General features: G+C 44.6%; 27 protein-coding genes and 3 tRNA genes. 11 read left to right on the top strand and 19 right to left on the bottom strand.

All coding sequences use genetic code 11. The features are described from left to right. Nucleotides 1-215 precede the first annotated feature (215 nt). Nucleotides 216-554 carry a hypothetical protein gene (locus P5G61_RS02025; protein ID WP_301243926.1) on the top strand — a complete coding sequence of 113 codons (339 nt, stop codon included), beginning with the start codon at nucleotides 216-218 and terminating at the stop codon, nucleotides 552-554. A gap of 174 nt (nucleotides 555-728) precedes the next feature. Here P5G61_RS02025 and P5G61_RS02020 read toward each other — a convergent pair whose 3' ends face one another. The 5 genes from P5G61_RS02020 to P5G61_RS02000 form a co-directional block, all read right to left on the bottom strand. After that, nucleotides 729-860: a hypothetical protein gene (locus P5G61_RS02020; protein ID WP_301243924.1), complete on the bottom strand. Its 132-nt coding sequence runs from the start codon at nucleotides 858-860 to the stop codon at nucleotides 729-731. 97 nt (nucleotides 861-957) lie between these two features. Continuing rightward, a complete protein-coding gene (locus P5G61_RS02015; protein WP_301243922.1) occupies nucleotides 958-1,542 on the bottom strand; it encodes an LOG family protein in 585 nt (194 codons plus the stop codon). Between the two features lie 233 nt (nucleotides 1,543-1,775). Further along, entirely contained in the window at nucleotides 1,776-2,195 is a 420-nt protein-coding gene (locus P5G61_RS02010) for a hypothetical protein (RefSeq protein WP_192268868.1), read from the bottom strand. A 20-nt stretch (nucleotides 2,196-2,215) separates the two neighbouring features. Beyond that, the gene (gene ung, locus P5G61_RS02005; RefSeq protein WP_301243916.1) at nucleotides 2,216-2,884 is read right to left on the bottom strand and encodes a uracil-DNA glycosylase; all 669 of its coding nucleotides are present in this window, start codon (nucleotides 2,882-2,884) and stop codon (nucleotides 2,216-2,218) included. A gap of 230 nt (nucleotides 2,885-3,114) precedes the next feature. Next, on the bottom strand, nucleotides 3,115-4,335 hold the full coding sequence (locus P5G61_RS02000) for a MalY/PatB family protein (RefSeq protein WP_301243914.1): 1,221 nt from the start codon (nucleotides 4,333-4,335) through the stop codon (nucleotides 3,115-3,117). A 248-nt stretch (nucleotides 4,336-4,583) separates the two neighbouring features. Between P5G61_RS02000 and P5G61_RS01995 the strand changes: the two genes are divergently transcribed. Continuing rightward, a complete protein-coding gene (locus P5G61_RS01995; protein WP_301243912.1) occupies nucleotides 4,584-5,291 on the top strand; it encodes a helix-turn-helix domain-containing protein in 708 nt (235 codons plus the stop codon). 164 nt (nucleotides 5,292-5,455) lie between these two features. On the opposite strand, the gene P5G61_RS01990 is transcribed toward P5G61_RS01995, so the two are convergent. Continuing rightward, nucleotides 5,456-8,377: an insulinase family protein gene (locus P5G61_RS01990; RefSeq protein WP_301243910.1), complete on the bottom strand. Its 2,922-nt coding sequence runs from the start codon at nucleotides 8,375-8,377 to the stop codon at nucleotides 5,456-5,458. A 356-nt stretch (nucleotides 8,378-8,733) separates the two neighbouring features. Between P5G61_RS01990 and P5G61_RS01985 the strand changes: the two genes are divergently transcribed. From P5G61_RS01985 to P5G61_RS01960, 6 genes are all read left to right on the top strand, one after another. After that, complete coding sequence (locus P5G61_RS01985) at nucleotides 8,734-10,431, top strand: spore germination protein (protein ID WP_301243908.1); 1,698 nt, start codon at nucleotides 8,734-8,736, stop codon at nucleotides 10,429-10,431. Further along, entirely contained in the window at nucleotides 10,428-11,528 is a 1,101-nt protein-coding gene (locus P5G61_RS01980; protein WP_301243906.1) for a GerAB/ArcD/ProY family transporter, read from the top strand. The genes P5G61_RS01985 and P5G61_RS01980 overlap by 4 nt, the downstream gene beginning before the upstream one ends. Next, nucleotides 11,525-12,826 carry a Ger(x)C family spore germination protein gene (locus P5G61_RS01975; RefSeq protein ID WP_301243904.1) on the top strand — a complete coding sequence of 434 codons (1,302 nt, stop codon included), beginning with the start codon at nucleotides 11,525-11,527 and terminating at the stop codon, nucleotides 12,824-12,826. Before P5G61_RS01980 ends, P5G61_RS01975 begins: the two co-directional genes overlap by 4 nt. Next, nucleotides 12,823-13,008, top strand: a complete 186-nt coding sequence (locus P5G61_RS01970) for a hypothetical protein (protein WP_301243902.1) — start codon at nucleotides 12,823-12,825, stop codon at nucleotides 13,006-13,008. Before P5G61_RS01975 ends, P5G61_RS01970 begins: the two co-directional genes overlap by 4 nt. A 234-nt stretch (nucleotides 13,009-13,242) precedes the next feature. Then, entirely contained in the window at nucleotides 13,243-13,539 is a 297-nt protein-coding gene (locus P5G61_RS01965; RefSeq protein ID WP_301243900.1) for a transporter suffix domain-containing protein, read from the top strand. After that, nucleotides 13,529-13,960 carry a MarR family winged helix-turn-helix transcriptional regulator gene (locus P5G61_RS01960; RefSeq protein WP_301243898.1) on the top strand — a complete coding sequence of 144 codons (432 nt, stop codon included), beginning with the start codon at nucleotides 13,529-13,531 and terminating at the stop codon, nucleotides 13,958-13,960. Before P5G61_RS01965 ends, P5G61_RS01960 begins: the two co-directional genes overlap by 11 nt. Nucleotides 13,961-14,176: 216 nt before the next feature. Here P5G61_RS01960 and P5G61_RS01955 read toward each other — a convergent pair. Further along, nucleotides 14,177-14,262 (bottom strand) — tRNA-Leu (locus P5G61_RS01955). Between the two features lie 247 nt (nucleotides 14,263-14,509). Beyond that, the gene (locus tag P5G61_RS01950; protein ID WP_301243896.1) at nucleotides 14,510-14,959 is read right to left on the bottom strand and encodes a general stress protein; all 450 of its coding nucleotides are present in this window, start codon (nucleotides 14,957-14,959) and stop codon (nucleotides 14,510-14,512) included. A gap of 206 nt (nucleotides 14,960-15,165) precedes the next feature. On the opposite strand from P5G61_RS01950, the gene P5G61_RS01945 reads away from it, so the two are divergent. Then, the gene (locus P5G61_RS01945; RefSeq protein ID WP_024631203.1) at nucleotides 15,166-15,402 is read left to right on the top strand and encodes a hypothetical protein; all 237 of its coding nucleotides are present in this window, start codon (nucleotides 15,166-15,168) and stop codon (nucleotides 15,400-15,402) included. A gap of 177 nt (nucleotides 15,403-15,579) precedes the next feature. Here the strand turns inward: P5G61_RS01945 and P5G61_RS01940 are convergent, their stop codons facing one another. Both P5G61_RS01940 and P5G61_RS01935 read right to left on the bottom strand, forming a co-directional pair. Next, nucleotides 15,580-16,026 (bottom strand): NucA/NucB deoxyribonuclease domain-containing protein, encoded by a 447-nt coding sequence (locus tag P5G61_RS01940; protein WP_301243893.1) that lies wholly within the window; start codon nucleotides 16,024-16,026, stop codon nucleotides 15,580-15,582. Between the two features lie 142 nt (nucleotides 16,027-16,168). Beyond that, on the bottom strand, nucleotides 16,169-17,317 hold the full coding sequence (locus P5G61_RS01935; protein ID WP_301243891.1) for a sensor histidine kinase: 1,149 nt from the start codon (nucleotides 17,315-17,317) through the stop codon (nucleotides 16,169-16,171). Nucleotides 17,318-17,608: 291 nt separating this feature from the next. Between P5G61_RS01935 and P5G61_RS01930 the strand changes: the two genes are divergently transcribed. Beyond that, nucleotides 17,609-17,797, top strand: a complete 189-nt coding sequence (locus P5G61_RS01930; protein ID WP_301243889.1) for a DUF6199 family natural product biosynthesis protein — start codon at nucleotides 17,609-17,611, stop codon at nucleotides 17,795-17,797. A gap of 143 nt (nucleotides 17,798-17,940) precedes the next feature. Then, nucleotides 17,941-19,137 (top strand): MFS transporter, encoded by a 1,197-nt coding sequence (locus P5G61_RS01925; RefSeq protein ID WP_301243887.1) that lies wholly within the window; start codon nucleotides 17,941-17,943, stop codon nucleotides 19,135-19,137. Between the two features lie 104 nt (nucleotides 19,138-19,241). On the opposite strand, the gene P5G61_RS01920 is transcribed toward P5G61_RS01925, so the two are convergent. From P5G61_RS01920 to P5G61_RS01880, 9 genes are all read right to left on the bottom strand, one after another. After that, the gene (locus tag P5G61_RS01920; RefSeq protein ID WP_053784203.1) at nucleotides 19,242-19,571 is read right to left on the bottom strand and encodes a DUF1904 family protein; all 330 of its coding nucleotides are present in this window, start codon (nucleotides 19,569-19,571) and stop codon (nucleotides 19,242-19,244) included. Between the two features lie 169 nt (nucleotides 19,572-19,740). Then, nucleotides 19,741-19,866, bottom strand: coding sequence for a YjcZ family sporulation protein (locus tag P5G61_RS01915; protein WP_301243882.1), 126 nt, complete (start codon nucleotides 19,864-19,866; stop codon nucleotides 19,741-19,743). 115 nt (nucleotides 19,867-19,981) lie between these two features. Further along, nucleotides 19,982-20,656, bottom strand: a complete 675-nt coding sequence (locus tag P5G61_RS01910; protein ID WP_301243880.1) for a hypothetical protein — start codon at nucleotides 20,654-20,656, stop codon at nucleotides 19,982-19,984. A gap of 169 nt (nucleotides 20,657-20,825) precedes the next feature. Further along, entirely contained in the window at nucleotides 20,826-20,996 is a 171-nt protein-coding gene (locus P5G61_RS01905) for a hypothetical protein (protein WP_301243878.1), read from the bottom strand. Nucleotides 20,997-21,077: 81 nt separating this feature from the next. After that, nucleotides 21,078-22,637, bottom strand: a complete 1,560-nt coding sequence (locus P5G61_RS01900) for a tetratricopeptide repeat protein (protein WP_301244310.1) — start codon at nucleotides 22,635-22,637, stop codon at nucleotides 21,078-21,080. Between the two features lie 528 nt (nucleotides 22,638-23,165). Further along, nucleotides 23,166-23,239 (bottom strand) — tRNA-Ile (locus tag P5G61_RS01895). Nucleotides 23,240-23,295: 56 nt separating this feature from the next. Beyond that, nucleotides 23,296-23,369: transfer RNA gene (locus tag P5G61_RS01890), tRNA-Met, on the bottom strand. Between the two features lie 71 nt (nucleotides 23,370-23,440). Continuing rightward, nucleotides 23,441-23,581 (bottom strand): hypothetical protein, encoded by a 141-nt coding sequence (locus P5G61_RS01885; RefSeq protein ID WP_179132216.1) that lies wholly within the window; start codon nucleotides 23,579-23,581, stop codon nucleotides 23,441-23,443. 155 nt (nucleotides 23,582-23,736) lie between these two features. Further along, nucleotides 23,737-25,188: an ABC transporter substrate-binding protein gene (locus P5G61_RS01880; protein ID WP_301243876.1), complete on the bottom strand. Its 1,452-nt coding sequence runs from the start codon at nucleotides 25,186-25,188 to the stop codon at nucleotides 23,737-23,739. Nucleotides 25,189-25,201: the final 13 nt, after the last annotated feature.

Below are 25,201 nucleotides of genomic sequence, written 5' to 3'. Positions count from 1 at the left end.
CGCCTCCTGAGTGTAACATGAACTCTATGATTCTCACTATATACGCAGTTTGTCATACCTGTATTAACAGAGGGTTTAATTGTATGCTCCGTCCGTGTATAGGACATAGGATTGAAGACCTGGGGATTCACTCATTTTGCGAACTCAATCTGTAGAGCAGACATAACATAGTATCAGTCATAGATATCTGCACTCCGCTGTAAGGAGGTTGCCCATTGAAACCCCTAACGAAAAAGAAATCCGTATCTTCCAAATCTTACTCCAATCATGTTCTATTGCCCAAGACTCCTGTCAAAAACCGATCGGGCAGACCGGGCAGTAGACCACGAACTCCCCCCAAATCACGCCAAAGCATAACGCGGGCGTCCATTCGAGGCATGGCTGCATCTGACCAAACGAGCGATCAATCCTCCACTTTTGAAACACAGCATGGACTGGATCAGCTAGCATTTGTCGCTGCTATATTGGTTCTTATTGCTGCCGCCATTGGGCTATACATTGCCTGGAAAACACTTTTCCTGCCAAGCAGTACCGGTACAGTTGTAACTTTCTAGCTTCCTTCCTCAACTCTGTATCTCTTTTCCATGGAGACAGAGTTTTCTTTTTGCGGCAAACAAAAAAACCGTTCCCCTGAGACGCCAGCACCACCGACGTCTCTTTGGAAAGGCCATTTCTTCATCGGGTACTGCCACGGCGATGAAGTCACCGTCCCGGAATGGCTGATCGAATTACAGAATGAATGTACGAGAGATGATAACGAGCAGGATGAACAACACCAGAATCGCGCCTGTTGATGTCCAAGCTCCACCGCCAAAGCCGCCGTATCCGCAACCGTATCCTGTGCCTTTGATTTCGCTCATGAGTGACACTCCCCTCTTTTAAGAAAGTACACTATAGACTATGTTTGGGGAGGGAACTTGATTGGGCACACTGGAAAGTTTCCGCTGGAGCAGGTAGTTATTTATCTTGAAGCTGTGACCACTTCTGGGTCAACTGGGCCGGAATATAGGATGACATCCGGTTCAACAGCTCAGCCGGGTCCGATTCCAGGCTCCATAGACTGAGATGTGAAGTATTGGAGAACCCTTCCTGCACGCTGTGCTCAACCATTTTCATCAGCGGCTCATAATATCCGTTTACATTTATCAGACCCACAGGTTTACGATGTATGCCGATTTGGGCCCAGCAAAGAACCTCGAACAATTCTTCAAATGTTCCCATACCGCCAGGAAGCGCCACAAATCCGTCGGACAGCTCGGCCATCGTCGCCTTGCGTTCATGCATCGTTCCCACTTCAATCAGCTGCGTAAGACCTCCATGTACGACCTCTCCCCGGAACAGGCCAGTTGGCATGACGCCAATCACTTCCCCACCCTGTTCCAGAGCAGCATCGGCGACCGCACCCATTAGTCCCATACAAGAACCGCCATAGACGAGTGCGTACCCGTTATCCGCGATCTGTTTACCCAATTTAATAGCCTGCTGTGTGTAATCGGGGTGATTTCCCGGATTGGAGCCTGCAAAAACACATATACGTTTCAATGGGTTTCACTCCTTCTCATTAACTATTTCATTAGTGTATAACATGAATGTAAATACTATGTTACATCACTCCTCATACACATGTGAATAAAAAAAACCCGGCCGTTTGCAGCCGGCCGGGCTCCCATAATTCATACACATCATTTAGAAGGGGTTGTTATACTGTTTACTATAAAGGCCGAACATTAAATCCATATGATCTTTGCATGAAATGAATATTAAATATGAGTGACTTATCGTATTCCACGTCGTGAGCGTACCACAAACATATGCTTGTCCTTGCGAAGAATCCGGCCGTCTGCAAGCTCAACCTGATCATCGTCATGGCGTAAAATCGTTGTGGATAATGCTACAATTTTGGCCCGACGCCAAATCATAACCTGTGATTTGAAATAGATGGCATTTTCAAACTGTACGGCCTTTTTCATCACATATCCAACCTTATGCACCTCGGAACGCGCTTTTTTTAAGGGAAGGCTCTCTTCAGGCAGAGGCCGGATCATTGCGATATTGTCGAACGATACCTTGATCCGTTTCGGTCCGATTCGTACACAATCCGCTTCTTCATCCCACTCGACCAGCGTTCCTTTCAGTGGCTCTCGTATGCCGGTTGCACGATATACGGCTACTTTCCGTCCTACCCAATGTCGCAATGCCTTCACCCCCTGTTTGTCTAGTTATCCGGTATCGTCCAATCGATCGGTTCAATACCTTTGGAGGTCAAGAATTCATTGGCTTTGGAAAAAGGACGACTACCCAGAAAGCCACGATGCGCTGCAAGCGGACTTGGATGTGTAGACTCCAACACCAGGTGTTTATCCCGGTTAATGAATGCCCCTTTCTTCTGGGCATGACTGCCCCACAGCATAAATACCATCGGTTCTGAACGTTCATTCAATGCCCGAATGACAGCGTCTGTAAACGTCTGCCAACCCAGTCCCTGATGGGAGTTCGGCTGCCCTTCCCGTACCGTCAGAACGGCATTAAGCAACAGCACCCCCTGCTCAGCCCAATGAACCAGCGATCCGTGCTTAGGGATCGGCAGGCCCAGATCCGCGTGGAGCTCCTTATATATATTTTTCAAAGAAGGAGGAATACGTACCCCGGGTCTGACCGAAAAACTTAATCCTTGTGCCTGACCCGCTCCATGATAAGGGTCCTGACCGATAATAACAGCCTTGACCTTATGATACGGGGTCAGTTTTAGAGCCGAGAACAAATCTTCCTTGGGTGGAAAGATGGTCTGTGTTTTATACTCGGCGGCGAGTGCATAACGAATGTTGTTGAAATACTCGGCTTCAGTCTCTTCCTGAAGCACAGTGTCCCAATCATTTCCAAACATATGTAAAGGCTCCTTTCCCTCATAAATACATATCCGTGCAGTCCACATAACGAACTGCCACCTGCGAGAGCCGTATTCTACGACTCATAGACTATCCACCATTTTAACATAACCGGGGACGGCAGACCAGAAGTGTACATTAGGGTTAGGGATGCCTGTATAACTTGTATAACAAATCATTGCTCCAGACTAACCATGGGATGGCTATTGCTGTCTACAGATAATTACAATCAGACCTGAACGGGTTCGCTCTCACTTTTATTAACCAATACGGTGCTTATTCTTCTGAGCCCCTCTTCAAGAACCGAACGCGGGCAGGCCAGGTTTAGGCGGATACACCCACCTCCGTTAGCTACAAACATATGACCATCTTCAAGTAATACCCCTGCTTGTTCAGCGAAAAATAAAGGCAGATTTACATCTTTGGGGACGTATGCCCTGATATCAATCCATGCCAGATACGTAGCTTCCGGAATATGAAAGACCGCCTGCGGCAGATCACGTTTCACATATTGATCCACAAAGGCAAAATTGTCATCGAGATACGTTTTCAACTGCTTCAGCCATTCGTCGCCATGTTCGTAAGCGGCTTGAGTTGCAGCAATGCTAAGCGGATTTTTAAATCCATAATGCCGGGTTTGCCAGATCGTTCGGAGTCCTTCATTTGCAATAATCACGTTGGAAAACATCAGACCCGCCATGTTGAAGGTTTTGCTTGGAGACATACAGGTAACGATTCGATCCGTATCTGGGAACAGCTTGGCAAGAGGTGTATGCTTCCTTCCTGTACGCAGCAAATCACAGTGAATTTCATCCGAGATCACCCACACGTTATACTTGAGACAAATCTCGCCCACACGCTGTAACTCTTCTGTTGTCCATACCCGTCCAGACGGATTATGCGGATTGCAGAAAATACACAACGTGACTTGTTCATCGCTAGCTTTGGCTTCAAAATCTGCAAAGTCTATCGAATAATGTCCCTGCTCATTGATCAAATCTGAGCAAACCAGCTCAAGATGATTATGCTCCGCAGCCGATTTGAAAAAACCATAGGATGGCGTCACAATCAGCACCTTCTCATTCGGTTTGCAAATATATTCAACTAATTCATATAGAGCAGGTATGATGCCATGCGATGTCTCCAGATGCTCTTTGGGAAAAGACCAGTCGTAGTATCTGTTCATCCAGTTGGAGACAGCTTCGTAGTATGCGGGATCGAACACCTGGGAGTACCCCATAATTTTTCGGTCCAGGCGCTCCTTGACTGCTTCCCGTATTTCGGGAGGTGTGGCAAACTCCATATCTGCGATCCACATCCGTATAAATTCTTCATCCTTGAAAGGAAATTTCATATCTTCTGTTGCGTTAAAAATATATTGACGGAAACCATCCGTATTCATGGCATTAGTTCCTGTGCGATCAATTATCTCATCAAAATCATACTTCATAGCCTTCTGCGCCTCTTTCTCTCTGTTATCCATCCTGGAATGAGTTTCTGTTAGATGTATTATTTCATGGCACGGAAGCTACATCAAACGTAATACAATCTATTCAAAAGAAACAAATATATCTAAATGTTTCTTCAGAATAGGTTTTTTCACGATAAAAGTGTTATATTCTTCGTAGAGATTGATTTTCCCAACGGGTTTCACCTTTTCACATATTCTTAAGAAACTTAGCAGAAGGAGATCCGGATATGAACATCATCAACAAAGAAGTGGGCAAGAAAATCCGTAATTTTCGCAAATGGAAAGGGTTGACAGTCCAGCAGTTGGCGGATCAGATTCACAAAAGCAAAGCGACCCTGTCCAAATATGAGAGCGGCGATATAACACTTGATGTAGTCACGCTGCATCAAATTGCTGATTCATTGAACATTCAAGTAGAGCAACTGCTGTATATTGAACCTAAGCAAGCCTCTCCGCTTATGAATACGGTACCGTCCAGCTTTTTCAAAAATTCTACACGCTTTTATTCCTACTTTTATGACGGGCGCAACAATAGCCTCATCCGTTGTGTCATTGACATGATGGCACAGTCAGATGCCAATTGTTATCGAACCGTAATGTATATGAATGTGAAGAATTTTGAGAATTATCAGGAATGCGAAAATATGTATTGGGGTCACACCGAGCATTACGACACACTCACCACGCTGATTTTGAAAAATCAGGCCACACCGCTGGAAAAGCTGTACATTAACATTCTGGCGTCTTTTCAGGAATCCGAGAAAAAGTGGGGGTTAATGGCAGGTGTCTCCTTCCGTCCCTTTATGCCCATCGCCTTGAAAATGTTATTCTCTCGAACACCCTTGCCTGAGAATCAGGAGTTATATAACGAACTGAAAATTTCCAAAGAAGACCTGCGTACGTTAAAGATCTATAATATGCTCGCCGTCACTTAAACCTTTAACATAAACTTGCTCCGATTGCATTAGAGAAAGAACCCCTGCAACAAGTAAAGGGCGGCAGTTATAAGCTATTACAGCTCATAAAAGCGCCCTTTTGAATCATTTGTTTATGCATTCCTTCCAAGCCTTCAGCCTTGTTGCAACCTTCAACTCAAGCATTAGTTTTTGATCAAATCCAGCGTTTCGTCAAATAATTGCTTTTGGTCCTCAATCTTGTTTTCATTACCGATAACACAGCGTTGCTGCTGTTCCAATATGGAGGATATCAGTTCAGCAAAACCGATAATATCACTTTCCGTTGTGCTCAGCACTTCATCCCGTTCTTTCTGGAGATCGGCCTCGGTAACATTGGACAGATAACACTCCAGGGAGAATGACCCTTCGCCATGAGGTGTTCTCGGCGTATCGAGATCCTGAATGGCACCAATGATATATCTCGTCATTTCCCGCGTATCTGCTTTGAAATCCTTCAAGTATTGCGGCATCTCTTCATAAATCTTATATGTTTTTTCGAGATTCGGGTCGCGATACGATGCTACATAGCTGTCTCCATTACGTCTGAAGCCTGACATGCAGCCATATGCTCCGCCTTTGGCCCTGATATTGTTCCACAAGTAATCCAGCGATAGAATCCCCTGCAAGACACGAAGCGAGCCAGTGTATGCATACCCTTTATCGATAAAATTGCCTGTTTGAACGACGTATTGGACTTCAGATGGTGATCTGAATCCTTCTTTGTGCTGCACAGGTGTAAATGCTGCTTTTTCCTTCGCAACGTCTTGGGTGAACAGCTTCGCTTTTAAATCAGACACCTGCTCCTCCAAGCCCGCATATCCCTGATCATCCGCAGTGTAACTCACCAGCAAGTTTTCCGGTCTGAAAATAAAGCCTGTCAGCGATTGAAGGCTGGTCGACAGCTCTTCTTTTCTTGCCTCAAAGTTCGCCTGAAGATCCTCCAGCCACTGGTAAAAGGCGATGCCGCTAACGGCTTCCCTGAAGTTGGCAACAGCCGAGTGTTTAGAGGTAGAGCGGCCAATTCCCGCTGAGTGCCCTCCGCTGATCAGATTGCGCTGCAGGTTGCCCTTCAATTGGGCGATAATTTCGTATAAACGCTTCGAATCATCAAATTTGGATGTAAACACAATTTCTTTGATCATGTCAAAAGCAAATCCAAGCTTGTCATACAGCACTTTGGCGTTGAATTCATAGGTAGCCTTGAAATCATGGTGATCATGCGCGTTTGCATACGTACCAATGCCACTATGAATGCCCCCGGAATGAATGTGAATTTCATTCGACAATTCATTAAACGAGTAATTTTGAGTGTCGACGTAACCCAGCACACTTTTCAACAATCCAACATAGGGCAGCAAACGCCGTGGGACTTCCTTAATATCAAACAACAGGCGGAGATAACCGATCCCATTGGTATAGATGTTGTGATGCAGAACGGTTGTCCCTTCAACCTGGTTTACCGTCTGATACAGGGTGGAAGCTTTTGGTTCAATATCCTCTATCGACAACGTCGGAATCACCTGCTGTTGCTCCTTGGTTGAAGGTGCATTCTGGTACTCGGCGAGAGCCTCGGTTCTCTGAATGAGCTGCTGAATTTCTTCCTGACTCAGTCCTGCCTGAACCGATTTCAGATGTGCTTTCAGTGCTTCCTCTTTACGGGCGTTCAACCCTTTATCCGGCGTGACTGCGACAAAAGAAGTATGCGTATTGTGCAGTAAATACGTCTCAATCAACTTTTCGAAGTAACCCTCATTCATCTTCGTTCTCAGCTCGGCAAATACGTCATTCGCTTCCAAATGAGTAAATGGAGCTTCCACATCATACAGCCAGCTTTGCAATGAGGAGAAACCGTAGATTAGCCCTTTGGGCATTCTTCCATAATCCGCTTCCCGGTGATTGAACTCATAGGAATTAATGCCTGCGAGCAGCGCTTTTGGATCGAAGCCATCCTTCACAACACGTTCAAGCACCTCTTTTACAGTCCCCAGAAAATCTTCTTTGCTCGCCAGATTGCTCTTCTTCAATCCAACGGTGAACACAGGCTGATACAAGCTGTCATCATACGTGCCATATACATCCTTCGCAATGCCCTTATCCAGCAGAGCCTGCTTCAGAACCGCTCCCGGAGCGTTAAGCAGTGCGTACAGCAAAATCTGAAAAGAGATATTCAATTCCTTGTCCAGACTTGTTCCAATGACCGCATTATAGGTCAAAAAGCTGTTGTCCACTTCCGATTCGGTACTTCCGGCAGAATATGTCTTGACGGCATCCACTCTTTCTCCGAATGCAGGCTGGAGCTGAATGGCAGAATCAATCTCGATTCGATCATATTCGCTCAGATAGTTCTCATCCAGCCACTGCAACTTCTCTTCCATATCCATATCCCCGTATAAATAAATGAAGCTGTTGGACGGATGATAATATCTGGAGTGGAAATCCAGCAATCCTTGATACGTCAGATCGGGAATGGCATCGGGAAATCCGCCTGATTCACAGGAATACGTGGTATCCGGGAACAGTGAATTCAGAACTTCTCTGCGTACAATCCGTTCCGGTGAAGAAAATGCACCCTTCATTTCGTTATATACAACACCGTTATAGGTTAACTCATCTTCAGCTGAGGTCAGGTTGTAATTCCAACCCTCCTGTAGAAATATTTTTTCATTATCATAAATATTGGTGTGCAGTACCGCATCCAGATAAATATCCATCAGGTTATGGAAATCATGATCATTCCGGCTTGCAATCGGATAGATCGTTTTATCGGGATAGGTCATCGCATTCAGAAATGTATTAAGTGAACCCTTCAGCAATTCAACAAAGGAATCCTTGGCCGGAAATTTCTTGGAACCACAAAGTACGGAATGTTCCAGAATGTGAGCTACACCTGTATTGTCTTCTGGAGGAGTACGGAAACCGATACTGAACACTTTATTATCATCCTGATTAGATAAGAGTACAATTTTGGCACCGGATTTCTGATGTTCCAGGAGATACGCATCTGATTTCAACTCTTCGATTCTGCGTTCCTGCAGCACCTTATAGGGCTTAAGCTGTTTCAACATGGGTCGAGTCCTCCGTCCATAAAATTGTTTATTTTGATATGCAACCTTAAGTTCTTCAAGTTCAGAGATAAAGGTAATTTATGCCTATGGATATTATACACCATCGTTGCATGTCTTCCTAACGGGCAGCCATAGGCGTCTTCTGATATGTATTATGAACCCCACCATAAAATAATCGCTGACACGAAAAAGATTTTCATTGTAATGAAAAATCTTTTTTTGCCCTTTCAACAGACGTGAGATACAAATTCTAACCCTCAACGCCGCATAAATATGAAATTGGGAAGAGACACTACAATTACCAATATATAATCATACTGCGAGCGCTGACTCGCTTTTCCCAGGAGATGAGACAGATGAGTGGCTGGAAAAAATTCAAAAAATACGTGATCGCTGATTTGTCGGAGGGCCCCAACTCTGATCAAACCTTCTCCCTTGGACACTGGAATACTGAAAACAAAGGAGAACCGAGTCAGCCCTCATCGCAGGATGAGCACGTAGAAATGCCTCAGGCCCAACCATGGAGTAGTGATAAAAAAGCTCCTTCGCTGTCTTTGGTTATGAAAGAGAATATAGATTGGCTGAGCAAACAGTTTTCTTATCCTCAGAGCAGTGGTTTAATTTTCCACCCTGTTGCGATTGGCTCTCCGGACACTGAGGGTATGGTCATCTTTATGGAAAGTCAGGTGGATGCACGGTTGCTCTATGAGACCGTTATTCATCCTTTGTTGAGAGCGAATCTATCTATGGACCAGCCAATGAAGATCGAAACGCTGGAGAACGAAATTTTGACGAACTGCAAACAGAATGCGACCTCTTCTCTTGAACATATCGTGCAAGACATTCTAAAGGGTTCAGCTATCGTCATGGTAAACGGACTAGATGAAGCGGTAATCGTGGACGTTAAAGACGGAAATGAACGAAGCCTGGAGAATCCCAAAACGGAAAATGTAATCCTCGGTTCCCAGGTTGGATTCACGGAAAATATACAAACCAATCTGTCCTTAATCAAAAGACGTCTGCAAACGCCCGATCTGATGGTTGAATCGGGTGTGGTCGGTACGATCTCCCGCACCTCCATTTCGATCGTTTATCTGCAATCTATCGCCAATCCATCCCTTGTCAATGAAGTACGCAGACGTATCGCTAACGTTAAAATGGATTACATCGGCGACAGCGGGATGTTGGAGCAATGGATTGAGGACAGACCCAATTCCATCTATCCCGGGATGTTAAGTACAGAAAGACCGGACCGTGCTACCAGTCAAATTGTGGATGGCTATGTATGCATTCTGGTGGATAACTCTCCTTTTGCACTCATTGTGCCTAGTCAGTTCCCCTTGTTTCTGCAAACGGCCGAAGACAGCAATCTTCGCTGGCAATACAGCTCTTTTCTTCGGATAATCCGGGTGGTTGGGTTTTTCCTTTCGTTGTATTTGCCCGCATTATTTGTTGCTATTGCGAATTTCCATCAGGAGATGATACCAACTACACTTGTGCTCGCAATTGCAAGTACACGGGAATCCATTCCGCTGCCCGTCGCCGCCGAAGCCTTCCTTCTGGAAGCGATGTTCGAGCTGATTCGGGAAGCAGGTGTACGTATTCCAAGTGTGATCGGTCCGACCATAGGCATTGTCGGAGCGTTGATTTTGGGACAAGCTGCTGTTCAGGCCAACATTGTAAGTCCAATCATGGTTATTATCACGGCGGCGACGGCACTTGCCTCCTACACCATTCCCAACTATAACATGCAATTCGCAACCCGAATCCTCAGGTTTGTTTATTTGGCCTGTGCTTCGTTTATGGGGTTGATTGGCATTCTGTTGCTGTCGATGATTCTATGGACTGACTGGATTGCCACCAACCGATTCGGAGTACCCAGCTTGTCTCCAATTACACCTAAGCATCCGGGTGATAACTCCCTGCTCCGTAATCCATGGCATCACCAGACTCGCAGACCTGCTTCACTGCGCCCTCAAAAGAAAAACAAGATGGGAGAACCAGAGGCTATAACTCCACCCTCTCCTTCCGGAGAAGAAGGAGGTCCTTCGTGAAAAAAAATTATATTGGTGTGTATGAAGCGGCATCCATCGGGATCATTTTCATCATCACCAAAATCTTTTTGCCATTTCAAAGATCACTTGCCGAACTCGGGGGGACTGCGGCATGGATCATTGTTCTGATTGGGGCTGCTCTCTGTCCGCTGACATGGTGGGCAATCCGGGGGGTGCTGCAAAATGCTACTGAGGGCTCTACGCTGATCGAAGCGACGGAAGAAATCTGGGGCTCGCTGATCGGTACGTTACTGAATATCATCTATTTCTGCTTCTTTTTCATGATTACCTTCCTGGTTCTGCGTGAATTTTCGGAACTGCTCACTTCCGATATTTTGCCACGGACACCGATTAACATTATTCAAGTCTCGCTGCTAATCTCGATTGCCTTTATGGCCCATTCAGGCATTGAGGCGATTGGACGCTTATGCTGGATCGCCATCTTACTGATTGTAGGTGGTGTAGTTATTGTACTCATGGGCGGATTAATGACCCATTCGGAAGTCAATGCGCTATCTCCCTTCTGGGGAACGGGACGAGCAGAGGTGTTCAAATTCGGGATTATCAAAAGTTCATTATTTTCGGAAATGCTTGTCTTTGGATTCCTTCTGCCCCGATTGCGCAAAAAACAGGAATGGGGACAGGCCGCGTGGTGGTGCATTTTGATTTCTTCAATCATGCTATTCGGCACCACCATTGTATATCTGTTTGTTTTCCCATATCCCACAGCGATCAGGCTTAATGTTCCAATGTTTGAAGTGAGCCGTTTAATTATTTTTGGGCGATGGATTCAGCGTCTGGAGAGTCTGTTCCTTATTGCATGGCTAATTAGCGCCGTGATCAAGCTCGCCATCGGATTATATTGTGCTGCTGCGACATTATCCCAGGTTTTGAAGTTGACGAAGGTCAAGCCGCTTATTTTCCCGCTGTCTCTCCTGGTGTATGCCTTTGCCTTACTACCTACCAGTGAAATGAGAGCCGTCGCCTGGGACGGAAAGTTTCTGCGCACTTACGGGTCAATCATCTCTATAGGCCTGCCTATGATTACATGGTTGGTCGGCATAATTAAAATGAAAATGAGGAGGCGCCCAACATGACACGATTGCAGTCCATCTGCAAGTGCTCCCTCCTCCTTATCTTAATTTTTCCGCTGCTGACGGGGTGTTGGGACCGACTGGACCCGGAAAACATGGCATTCATTATGGCTGTAGGCGTCGATACCGGTCCAAGGAACGATTATATCTATACTTTTGCCGTCGCCATGCCGAAGTCAAGCAGCAGCTCAAGCAGCGAAAGCAAATCTGAATCCAAAAATATCGTCAATGTTTTTTCTCAAGAGGGTTCAAGCCTGTCTTCCGCAATGTTAACAAGTCAAAGCTATGTAGCCCGAAGGCTGACCCTCATCCATTCCAAGGCATTCATCCTGGGAGACGGCGTTGCCCGTCAGGGCGTTATGCCCATCCTTGGTGAGGTTGTGCGTAATTCAGAATTCAGGCGGACAGTCAATGTCATTACAACAAAAGGTCGGGCCGATACCTACATCCAGAATATTAAACCTATAATGGAGGATGATATTGATCTGTGGTTTGAGCTTGAGATGGACCCCCATAATACAGGAGCCATCACGCCCAAGCGTTCCCGCTTCCACGATTTTGTCCTGGATGTTGAACAACCCGGAACTGGAGGCACAACAATCCTATCAGCGGAACGTCCTGATGTAGAGAAAGGTACCCTGAAGTGGGACAAGGAAGAGTCGTCTTCATCGAACTCCAAAGGAGAGCCTCCAATCACGAGTAATACCTATGCCGGTGATCTTCCCAGAAAAGGAGAATCCCCCATTGATTTTTTTGGAAGTGCAGTATATAAGGGGCAAAAGCTGGCCGGTTATCTTACTGGGCTGGAGACCAAAACGCTCAATATTCTGCGTGGGGAGTTCGAGGAAACCGTTATGGAATTTCATGATCCAGTTGATCCGAAATACAATCTGACGATCAGTATGGATGCGCTGAAAAAAAACCCGCTTACTTTGACACGGAAAGATGACCAAATCAACATCTCCCTGTCTCCCCATATGGTTGGGGAGTTGATAGGCTCCATGTCCAAGGTAGACTACACGTTGCCCCAAAATATTAAGCTGTTAGAAGATTCGGTTCAGGAACAACTGACATCCATGGCTTCGGAACTTCTAAATAAAACACTCTATAAATGGAATGTGGATTGTATCCATATTGGAAACCGCCTCCGGGCGACTTTCCCCACACTTCAGGAGTGGTACGCTTATAAATGGCGAGAACATATCAAAGAAACGAAATACCATTTGAATATTCGTTTTCACATGAAAAGGCATGGAGATCAGGTCAGTCCTGCCGTTGAAGGAGATGAAATAACAAAATGACGGTTGTAATTGTAAAACTCTCTATATTAGGCGTGATTTCCTTGTGGGCAAGCCTCTATATTGGAAGTCTGGCTCCAAGACTCTGGAAACAAAAGAACTACAGGGGCGCAGCAGGTACAGCCATACTGGCGGGATTGACTATGATTCTGCCGGTGGCTTTTACACTGATGAGGAACAATTAAACACTCTCTCCGTTAAGAGAAATGGGTTACGATATATTTGGATGCTGTATCAAAAAAAGATCCTGTGTGATTGGGAAAATCACACAGGACCTTTTTATGTTTTGGCATACATCTCTTCATGCGACTAGCTTATTAGGATGATCAAATTGAATGTATTTTAAAGTCTTGTAATCAACAAGGCTTCGATATACAATTTAGTTAAGTTAACTAAATTAAATTAATGGAGGCTTTACATTGAAAAAAGAGAACGTTTCAAACGGAGATAAGAAAAAGAAACCATTCCTTTTTAAACTTGGAATAGCACTTTTAATCCTTTATCCTATACTATGGGCATTTGCAGCTATTGTGCCCTTTACCCCATTCCCAATTCACATAAAGACCACTGTTATTACAGCATGTATAGTAGTGGGAGAAATCTTTTTTCTGATAGGTGCTGCCTTTGTTGGCAAAGAAGTGGTGACCAAATATAAAAGTAAGCTTAACCCCAAAAATTGGAGAAGAAAAGGTGATAAACAAAAAGATGAAAAATGAAAACCTGCCTGAGGAAATTAATCAAACACTTGAAGAACTATGGCTGTTACTTGAAACAAAAGAAAGAGCTTATACGAATTTTCAATTAAATAATCAGCAATATACGTTATTAACAATAATTATTCGGCATCCATCATCCACTCCTACAGAGTTAGCAGAAAAATTGAATATTACCAAAAGTGCCATCAGCCAACAGTTGGTAAAACTTGAAATGGAAGATTATATTTATAGAAAACAACATCCTGAAGATAAGCGTACATTTTCAGTTGAATTAGGCGAAAAAGGGCTGCTTTACAAAAAAGAAATTGAAAAATTCATGCAGCAGATTTCCGAAAAATATTATGCGAGTTTAACACACGAAGAATTAACAAACTTTTTATCCGCACTTCAAAAGCTAACAAAAGTAATTGATAAACTCTAGTGATTAGGTAAATTTAACTATCGTTCGTTTATTTCCTTTAATAAAAACTCCTCTTCAGAACTTGTGGTTAGACAAGCACTGAAAAGGAGTATGATCGTCAGGGTTCTGTGTGTTGGAAAGTGATTCCCAGACATACAGAACCTTTAGCTTTTGACGAAAGCTTTATTCAAGGGTAATAAGTAAAAAAACCTTGATTTCTCAAGGTTTTCACTGTAATGCCGAGGACCGGGATCGAACCGGTACGGTAGTCACCTACCGCAGGATTTTAAGTCCTGTGCGTCTGCCAATTCCGCCACCCCGGCATATGTATGTATTGCTTCATCACTTCAGGCGACAAGAAATATCTTACCATGAAATTTATAACATTGCAACACCTTAACAACAAATAATCTAAAAAAAATGAAACAGGCACTGCCAGCGTTAGCGAGCAGTGCCTAGAAAGTTCGAGTTGCGGTCCCGAACTTTCTATAAACCATCTATATTAAGGGAGGTGTAAAATAAGAATACCTCCCCAACATTAAAGAAACCTAAAATCAGGCTTAAATTAAACTAAAAAAGAAGAATAGGGGCAATTCGGTCGGCCTCTTCCTCACTGCATTCTACAATTACCAGGATATGCCCCTGCAACAGCCAATCTTCATAGTAATTAGCATCTTCTTCCGAGACCCCTGCTTCTGTCAGGGTAAGCACCAGATCATCCGTCTCACTTCCGATCTCGTTGCCTGCAAGTTTGCGTACAGCTTTCCCAATGGACATCGTCTGATCCATCCGTTTGCCCAGACCAGCGAGTACCCCTTTGAATACCCCTAAAGCGCCATCAGTTCCTGCACCCTTCAGAGGCATAGGTAAACCCGTCTTCTCACTTACCACTTCTAAATTGACCTGTTCCTTGGCTACCGCCCCCAAATATTTATCTGCTATGCCTTCCTCTTTCAGTTTATTCAGCATCATAATGGCTTCATTCTCTGTGCGTACAAGTCCAATCAGCAATTGTGTCATTTCCGTGCCCCTCCTTTTACCCTTATATAACCCTGGTTGCTTCTTCAAAAACGGATAGAATAAAATAAGTCCTTTCACCTATGTAAAATATAATTTCTGATCTGGAAATCTATACCTAGTTCTGATAGACTAGATAATGAAGACAAATTAACCATTGAAATTATTGACATATCGAATTACTATTCCATAACCAGGAGCAATGACATATGAAAAAAGAGGTAGAAATTGCCATTCGGCGCAAACAACAGATCATCGTCCGTAATACAAGCGGTCAAACGGTAACTGGATTTCCAGAGCGTACAGCCGACGAGTCCATTCTGTCCTTACGGACAGTCCACGGAAGCCTGTGGATTCCATTCGACGAAGTAGAGCAAGTCACACGGTTGTTAAGCATCCGCTCTCATCATTTAAGTGGAATGCAGTTATCTACGGCTGATCTGTAAACAAGGAATAAGCACTTCATGTATTTATACGTGAACAAGACGTGTTTATTTCGCTCTTCATACCATAAAACCAGACGCCTAGACGTCTGGTTTTATTTTTGTCCTACATTTTATGCCTCACTTTTTCAAAGCCAGGGCATTTCTGTAACAATTACTTTCTTATTCATCGTCTGACGTTTATTTCACCACAAACTTTACTCGTGTTCCATCCGGATATGTACTTAGTTGGTTTCCCACCCATGACCCTGCACCACGATTATCTTTGGGACTAATATATTGGATATCCGCATCTGCTCCGCCTTCCGCACACATCGCCATGGGCCATTCATCCCGATCTTTCCCCTTTTTGACTGGAACACCTTTGAGGGACAAATCCCGATTACCCTCAGCCCCACCGCGATCAATGGTGCAAACATCCGAATGACCTGCCTTGATCGCCGTCTTGATATGATTGGCCGTTTCGGGATAACGCTCGGCAGGGAATGTGATGGTATGATCCACACTCCGGTCGCTTCCCCCGAATTGGGACGGTATATCCAGTGGCCATTCTCCCCCAACCCATGCATACAGGGCGACGATTAACATTGCCACTAACGTCAATATCTGCTTTTTAAATCGTTGCATGCCCTTGTTCTTTCTCCTTCTGCGCCTTTTACTCATGCTGCTTCTCCCCCATTCAACACTTGCATTATACCAGAACGCCAGTTCGCTAAACAATATATAAGCACAAAAAAACAGCCGGTATCTCCCGGCTGTTCTGCACAGACTATCCCACGTTAGGAATCGCCCGTTGTCGAAGTAAGGGTACGGTAACCTCAAACTTCGTCCCTTTTCCCTCGATACTTTCCACCGAAATTTGACCACTCATCAACTCGAGCAGCTCTTTGCAGATGGTGAGTCCAAGTCCACTCCCGCCAAATTTGCGTGCATGAGAGACGTCCGCCTGCGTGAAGGCTTCGAACAATTGATTGATTTTATGTTCCGGAATGCCAATTCCCGTGTCATGTACATTGAATACTAGGATAACGGTATCCCCTCGCCGCTCCTGTACATCCATCTGTATGTGCACTTCACCTTGTTCCGTAAATTTAATGGCGTTACTGAGCAGGTTATCCAGCACTTGCCGGAGACGCAGAGGATCACCCGTGAGTACGTCAGGAATAGTCAGATCCGCCTGACAGTGCAAGCGAATTTGTTTATTCCGCGCGGCAGGTTCATGCGTTTTAATAATCTGTTGAATCAGCTTCAACGGCTGGAATTCGATTTGCTCCACTCTCATTTTTCCTCTGCCCAGCTTGGCCATATCAAGACTATTGTTAACAATATTCAGAAGAGCTTCCCCGGACTGACGCGCAAGCTCCAGGTACTCCTTCTGCTCCTCACTGTTTTCACCCATGCTGACAAGTTCAATCATGCCCATAATCCCGTTCAGCGGCGTGCGAAGTTCATGGTTCAGCTTCCCAATGAACTCCAATTGTCCCCGACTGTTCATTTCTGTCATCGAAGCAGCCATCCGCAGCTGCTGCTCGGCATATTTCCGTTCTGATATATCATATTGAATCCCTACAAAAAACAGGCACTCCCCTGCTTCATTAAAGATGGGATCAATATTAAGTTCATTCCAGAATTTCTTGCCCTCTTTGGTATAATTCAAAATCTCTGTCTTTATGGACTGCTGCTTTTTCAACGCTTCGCGAATGTGCTGTACAGTTTCCGGGTCCGTATCCGGCCCTTGCAGGAACCGACAATTCTGTCCAATCGACTCTTCCGCACAATATCCAGTTAATTGATTAAAATATTCATTTACATATATTAGCGGAAAATCAGGCAAGGTAGCATCGACTACGGTCACGGAAGATTTAATTTTTGAGATAATAAATTCCCATTGTATAGCGAGTTGATTGTAGTTAGTCATGCTTCCTCCTTCATCTCACCAAACTTTATTGTATTTAATGAAGCTATCGATAACCCGTTGGTATGTGTTTATATAAAAACAATATAATTAATTGTAACATAGTTATTCAAGACATGTGTTCCTTGGGTAATAACTGATAAATACATTCACAAATATTCTTCATGCCATCAGGAGGGTCACTTATGAAATTTCTATTAATTGTCATTATTATTATTTTGATTGTTTTCTTCTTCACGAGACGTAAGCGTTAATTTTGAGGCGGTCATGTAAAATGAGGAAGGAAGATCGGGTATGAGAACCCTCTTTTTTATATTCATGACACTTTGTATCATCAATTTTTGCTTCCCTAAGTTTGGCTGGTACCTGCGTTATGGCTGGATTTCCCGGGGTGAAGGTGAACCCAGTAGACCGTATATGGCTATGACCAGAATGACCAGTTTGCTGATGCTGCTTATCGCTTTTTCGCTCGTTGTGGCTTGAATTATAGAAAACAGAAAGACAGCTATCCCTTGGGACAGCTGTCTTTCTGCTGCTCAATGACGGGAAAATGATAACTTTGTTTGTGGTGCGTTCACAACGATACCCGTAAAATATAATTATCGTTGTGGAAAGGACACCTTAGCATGAACATCGCATTTTATCCATTTTGGGCTGCCAAAACACTGCTCTCTCTCATTAATGTTATATATATCATGGTTATCACGACATTTATTTACGGACAGACCGGGTCTGTCCTTTACGCTGCGCTGTTTCCATTTATTCAAATGTCCGCGCGTATCGTGGCCGGATTTACTGCTCCTATGCTTGTGAACCGTTTCGCATTCTCGAGGCTGATGGTTACCATTCCTTTAGCCAAAACATTGATGATTACCGGGATCGCCATCGCATTTACTGGTCTCACTACGCATATTCCCCTTCTGCTTGTGGGAGTAGCGATTCTGTCGTTTCTGGACGGATGGGAAGCTCCAATGTTAAACATGTTAACTCCCCGATTGGTTCAAGGAGAAGATCTGGTGAAGGCGAACAGTTTTCTCTCCTTCTCCACTCAGACCGTGACAATTATCGGATATGCGATGACCGGATTCATCGTTATGCACTGGGGTGCTGCACAAACATTTTGGGCGGCTACAGCCTTATCCTGGGCTGTCCTGATGCTGATGATTACGATCAGCTCACTTACCCGCAATATTCAGGAAAAAGTCGAAAATGCCACTTCCAGATGGGATGTGTTAAGGGAAGGTTGGCTTATCCTTTGGAAAAATCGGTCGTTGCGCCTGATTACGTTCATGGATCTGGTTGAAGGTGCTGCTGGCTCCATATGGGTCGGCGCTATCACGCTTGCTTTTGTGAAAGAAGCTTTGGGCCAAGAAGAAGGTTGGTGGGGACTTATCAACTCCAGCTACTCTGCAGGCACCATTCTCGGGGGAATTTTGGCTATCGCGCTGGCCACTCGCATACAGAAGCACCTGATCTCCAGTATGACAATAGGTTCGCTTCTCATCAGCTTGCTGACCATTGCATACGGTTTAAACAGCCTTCCCTGGCTTGCCCTGGTATTGTGTGTGCTTATGGGTCCCGCTTATCAGATCCGCGATGTTGCTCAGCAAACGGCTTTTCAGAGCAGTGTACCTGTCGAATTCCTGTCCAAGGTATACGCTGCACATGGTATTGTTCTCTCAGCTGCCATGAGCATATCTACGGTAATCTTCGGTCTGATTGCTGATCAAATGGGGGTTCGGCTGGTGTATTGGATTGGCGGTGGTTTATTCATCGTATCCTCCCTTTGCGCTTTCCAGTTGCATCGAATCAAAGAAAAGTAGGGATAGGAAACTGCTACGTTATAAGATTAAGTTAAAAATAAAAGACGAGCACAATCTGCTCGTCTCCACTGCTTCCGAACATGATCGGAGCAGCCCTTTTATTCTCAATCCAATCGGTAATCTGTCAACGGCTTGCCTTGTTTATAATACAGCGCTGGTGACAGTATATTGAAGAAAATATGCACATCAGGCAAATCCGCTTCTTCCAAAATAGCCTGCATTGAGGAAGCAATCCGATTATGAATCTCCTGATCACGTTGGAACATAAGAATCTCTACTGAAGCCGGGGAAGGAGTAAGAGCTTGTACGTCATGACGTTCTGCTTTCATTCTCTCCCGCGGAATATTGGTAATCAACGCAAATTGCTCCGTGATGCGGGGTACAACTTCCTCCAGTTGGGGTCCTGTGAATCCTTTAAAACGAATAAACGGCATTGCTATCCCTTCAATCTCTATTAATAGTCTCTTATGTGATTTTAAGCACATTGTTTTCGGTTGTCAAATCTCTTTCATCATATCACTCTTTCATAGAAACGCAGAAAAGCCCCGCTGAAGTCTCAGCGGAGCGTACACGTAACCCGGTCCTCACCTTGTCTGTTCTGGCTTACAGCCAGAAAGATTTAGTGATGATGACGAGCAGGATGAAGAGTACCAGAATTGCGGCAGTGGAAGTACAAATACCGTTTCCTACTCCTCCAACATTATTACAACCATATCCAACTTCACTCATTTGATTGGCCTCCTTTGAATTTCAAGGTATGCCATAACATATGTCGATTCTAACATCAATGACCGGGCTATTCGGAAAGCTTACGGCCCAATCATTGCGTATTCTGTCAGTTGAATTATGCCGAAGGAACGACTTGAATATTTACATTATTTCCTGATGTTCCATGACAGCGGTCTGCTGTATTCTGCTTGTCCAGGGTAATCAAACGAGTACGTGGATCGTTTCTGGATGCCAAGACCACTTGCCCATCGGGGGCAATACAATAAGCGATTGGAATTGAAATTTCACTGTCACGATACGTACCGTCCGCATGACTGGTACCCATAACGATGCATTGATTTTGTACCGCTATCTGCCGTGCTTCTTCCATCCACTCTGTATACTGCTCTTCACTGAACATCCCTACACCAATGGAATGCATGATTATATCCACTCTGCCAATATTCGCATTATGAAAACCTTGTAACACCAGCTCGTCACACAACAAGGTGCTGATGGCCCACTCCTGTTCCTTAACGACCTCAGCAGAGGTATACTTCGCTTTCTCCAATACAGTCTCCCCCGCCTTGTTAATAATGATCGAACGGTCCTTGGGGCGTTCTTCCAACCTGCGATAACCTGACACAATCATCGTTCCATATGCTGCTGCCAGACGACTGGCCTCTTCCACGTTCTGATTCAGATAACCTTCAGGAAAAAACAATACATCCGCTTCCGGATGTTGCTTCAATTCCGCTTCCAGCTGCAGTAACTGCTGTTCCAGCTTGGGCTGTCCAATTATAATCTTCAACGGTTATCCCCCTCATGAATAAAAGCCGGTTCACACCTAAATCAGGTACGAAACCGGCTTAAAGGTTGTACAGGCAGAATTTCTGCTCATCGCACTTCGCTTCAAGAGTAATTGTCTTTGGTATACCGCTCCGTCTAACAATTACTTTTACAGTTTAAATGATATGTAATTAGGAATTCCTGCGCTCGATTCTATCATTAATCTCCTGCCCGTCAGAACCTCGATCTACAGCTATATCTTTCGCAAAAAGTACCATATCACCAGTCGCAGCTGAATTTGCACCCAGCGCTCCCACAACCGCCGCAAGTGGATAAAGCAAAATAGTCAGAACCTTCTTCATCTTCTCATCTCCTCTTCCGTTCACCGGAAATTATTGTGTGATTATCCTAATAATACGATGAAGAGAAGTGAGTTTCAATCTTTATAAACATTCGAAGCTATTCAGCAAATCCATTGCTTCTTCATGCTCAGGTTCCAAAGCCAATACTTTCCGCGTGTAAGCCAACGTTTCTTCTTCCAGTTCAAGTTCATAACAACACACGGCCAAGTCGTATAGCACAGCAGAATTTTGTTTTCTCGAATCCGCATCCAGGGACAGTTCCAGAAAACGCTTAGCGTCCTCATACATATACATCCCATATAACAGCTGACCTGCAAGAAATGCTACATCTCCTTGTCGCTCCATTGCATAATAAGAAGACCACATGATGTGGATTCCAGACTGAATATCAAGCATTTCCTCATCACTTGCATCAGGTAGAAGACTCGAAATCCGGTTGGCACTATGGATCAAAAACTCAGCATCATACCCGCCCAGACGCCAAAAAGGTAAAATTTGCTTCAGCTCCATCCGTTCTACCTGATCATCCATCCATTCCTTTATACTGAAAAAATCATCGGGTCCAAAACGTTCAACAAATCGGTGATATGCCAGCCGTGTGTTTACGTACCCCAGTGGTTCGTCCAACATCAACATACATCCCACGTTCAGATCCTTATAATGGTGTGTTGTGAAACGAGTGTGAGCTCCCCGCTGTTCCAATATATATTGAATGGCATGATAATTCGCTGTCAAAGAAAAACTTCCATGAAGAACGAATTCAGGCGGCTCAGCAAACTTCCAGTTGTCCAGTCGATGGTCCCCTTTGTCCGCAGTAATCAACACATACCCTGAATCTGATAACGTGTTCAACCGTTCGAGACAGGACAGGCCAATGGTCGGGAACAGAATGTGCGAATCCTCCAACTCTTCCTTGTACAGCGCGATAAGTTCATGATACGGATAGTTTTCTGCACTGTACTCAGGTGCACGACGGTACTCATAACTCAGTGTCATATTTTCCAGCAGCTCGTCAGGTTTGGAATAAAGAGAAGAAGGTGCTGAAGATTGGACGAGTACATCACATTCATATATCTCACCCTCCCCAACATAAATTAACTCCTGTGGAATACTGTCAAAGAAGTAATTGGCAATCAACAACAAGGGTTGTTTCAAATCACCAGGCCGAATAGCTGTACCCGCCACCACCAGATTCAATTCAGTATCCTGTATTGCGTCAAAGCGTGCAAAATCCAGGATCCCTTGATCAATGAAGGATTGCATGGACGGATGCGCTCTCCATCCCAACACATTATCTTCTACCAGATCGGTCATTACATATCGAAAAGCAGGCAACTCCAAGCCTGCAAAATCCTTCAACGCTATCAGTTTGAGCAAAATTTGGTGCGCTAAGCGCCCAACACCTGCTCCAAGCTCCAGAATGGTCACCGTTTCGGTTGTCTTCCCTTTGCTTGCGAGGTCCTGAAGAAAGCCAAAAATCATCTCGGCATACGCCGTTGCAATCATCGGATTACTCGTTATGTATTGCGGTACCTGATTCTCTGTCCAAGCATGCAGCCCTTTTTGTTCATAATATGCACGCTGCCAATCCCACACCGGAGCTTCACTGAAGCGGAATCGCTGTCCTTCGTTTTGCATCATTAATTGTAACCCTGCTTTCCATTCTAATTTCATAGACCGACCCTTCAATCTCTAACGCATTATAACATAAACTTCGTCTGGTCAAATCAAGGCCAATATTGTACTCCCCTAAAAAGAAAAAACCTGCCTTTCAGGGCAGGGACTATTCGTTAATACATCCATGGTTAATCGATAACCGAACTGTCACCACCTTTACTGCAAATATTTCAAAATTATACCATATATTCACTCCGTCAGGTTCGTTTACAAATTCTTTAGCACTCGCTTGTCTGCCATAAAAAAAGCTCCGGTAGCCTTATGCTAACAGAGCTTTCTCCAAGTGAATTATTTAAAAATTCTCAGCACTTGAAAATAATCAACTTCCAAAATAAACGTCCAATTTCCCAGCGGGCGGAGTCGTCGCGATCCAAACTGCAGCCAACCAGAACAGATCATTACGTTCATCACCTTCAAGTTTTGCAGGTTTTCGTATATATTTCAGTTGTAACAACAGAAAAAAACCCTTGCTCCGCAAGGGTTTTGAGAGAATGGGCCCTACAGGACTCGAACCTGTGACCAATCGGTTATGAGCCGACCGCTCTAACCAACTGAGCTAAGGGCCCTGAACAAAAACGTATAACGTTCACATGATGGCTGTGAATCATCCAGTAAAACTAAATTGCGGGGGCAGGATTTGAACCTGCGGCCTTCGGGTTATGAGCCCGACGAGCTACCGGGCTGCTCCACCCCGCGTCAGTAAGAAATATTAAAACAGCGACTTAATTAATATACACCATTCCTATGCCATAAGTCAAGGGGTAATGTTAGGGAATGAAACGTACACCATACCGCCCCTTTTTTGAACGATATACTTCCACTTCAGCTGGCTCGTTATGACCGTAAATCCATCCATCCTGCTCCATTCGCTTCGCAAGACACCCTGCCTGAAATTTGGTTGTATACAATTTGCTAAAATATACCCAGTGCATTCCACTCGTCCTTTCCTGGTGCCATCATTTTTCCCTGCTTTTGTAGAATACCCCAATTCCATAAAAATAGCCGCCAAAGAACTAAATCTCCAGCGGCTGTATCTATAATTTTATCACAAGATCATCTAACCTTATTGAAACGTGGCTTTAGGGTTCTTTTTCAACTTCTCCAGCATTTCATTTCCTTTGGCCGCCCATTCACCAAGCGCTTCTTTTGGTGTCTTTTTGTTCTCAAGCACTTGATTGAAGTATTCCATGCCCTTGTCACTTACTTGCCAGAGGTTAGGCATTTTTTGATACATTTTATCCAAGTTCGTATTGGTCGGAGGTACAGGTTTCAGCGTATAGAATGCCTGGATGTTGTAATCCAAGCCATCCTTCGGTTTAATGAAACTCTTCCGGGAAACCATCTCATAACTGCTGCGTGCTTTGATCTTCGCCCAATCTTCACTGTTCATGTACTTGATCAAATCCCATGCATCATCAGGGTTCTGAGCTGAACTATTAATGGCCATGAGGTTGCTCAGATAAATGTTGCCTCCGATTTCGGGAGCTTCCGGATGAACCGGAGGTGTAACAACATCCCAATCTACCTTCGTAAAATCTTTCATTTTATCCGCATTTTTATTGGCATCAATCAATTGATTAATGTAGCTGTAATCTCCAATGACCATCGCTGTTTTGCTACCTAGGAACAGATCACCCTGAATTGGATTATAACGCCCGCTGTCATCCTGATCCTGCGGTTCGTCTCCTTTAGGGATGACCTTATCAAGAGCAAGTTTGCTAATGGTGCTCCATACTTTCTCCCATTGAGGAGAATCTACGGTCATTTTCTCTGCTTTGTCATCAAAAATTTTCAGCTGCAGTGAGTTATAATACTGGGACATCGTATAGTATGGAGAACCACCTTGATAGGTACTGAACGAGAAACCAAACACATGGTCTTTGCCTTCACCCTTCGTAAGACGGGTACCCAGGTTGAAAATATCGTCCCACGTCATATTATCCGTTGGAGGTTCCACGCCTGCTTTCTCAAACATGCCCTTGTTGTAGAACAATGCTGAAGAGGAGAACGTTGGTGTCAAAGCGTAGATGCTCTGATCTCCCAAATCCTTGATTCCTTCGAGAACACTTGGCACAATATCCGAAGTATCAAACTTGTCTTCCTGCATCAGTGGATCCAGTTGTTTCACCATGTTTTCCTGAATTAACGACTTGATTGTCGCCGTATCCGCTACGATGACGTCTACCGGGTTATCCCCTGTCATAATCTTCTTCAAGCTTTCCATGGTATCCGGGACGTCCTTCTGCTCTTCCTGGTTACCATATCCATACATACTGCCCTGATCTACGGCAGGAACAACTTCAATCGTTATATTCGGATGTGTCAATTCAAAAGCATCGGTAAACTGCTGACGGAAATAGCTGTCATCCTGGCCCCCCCACATCGTTGCTACACGCAATACACGCTGCTCGTTATCCTTGGACTCACTCGCTGTACAACCCGCAAGCAGCGGCAATGCCAGACTGGCTGTAGCCAGCACGGCCAGCACCCGTTTTCCCCAAAACCTGTTCTTCATCTCCCAATTCCCC

It is taken from the genome of Paenibacillus vandeheii (assembly GCF_030433635.1).
Taxonomy (GTDB): domain Bacteria; phylum Bacillota; class Bacilli; order Paenibacillales; family Paenibacillaceae; genus Paenibacillus; species Paenibacillus vandeheii.
This window is presented reverse-complemented; position numbering and strand designations above follow the sequence as displayed.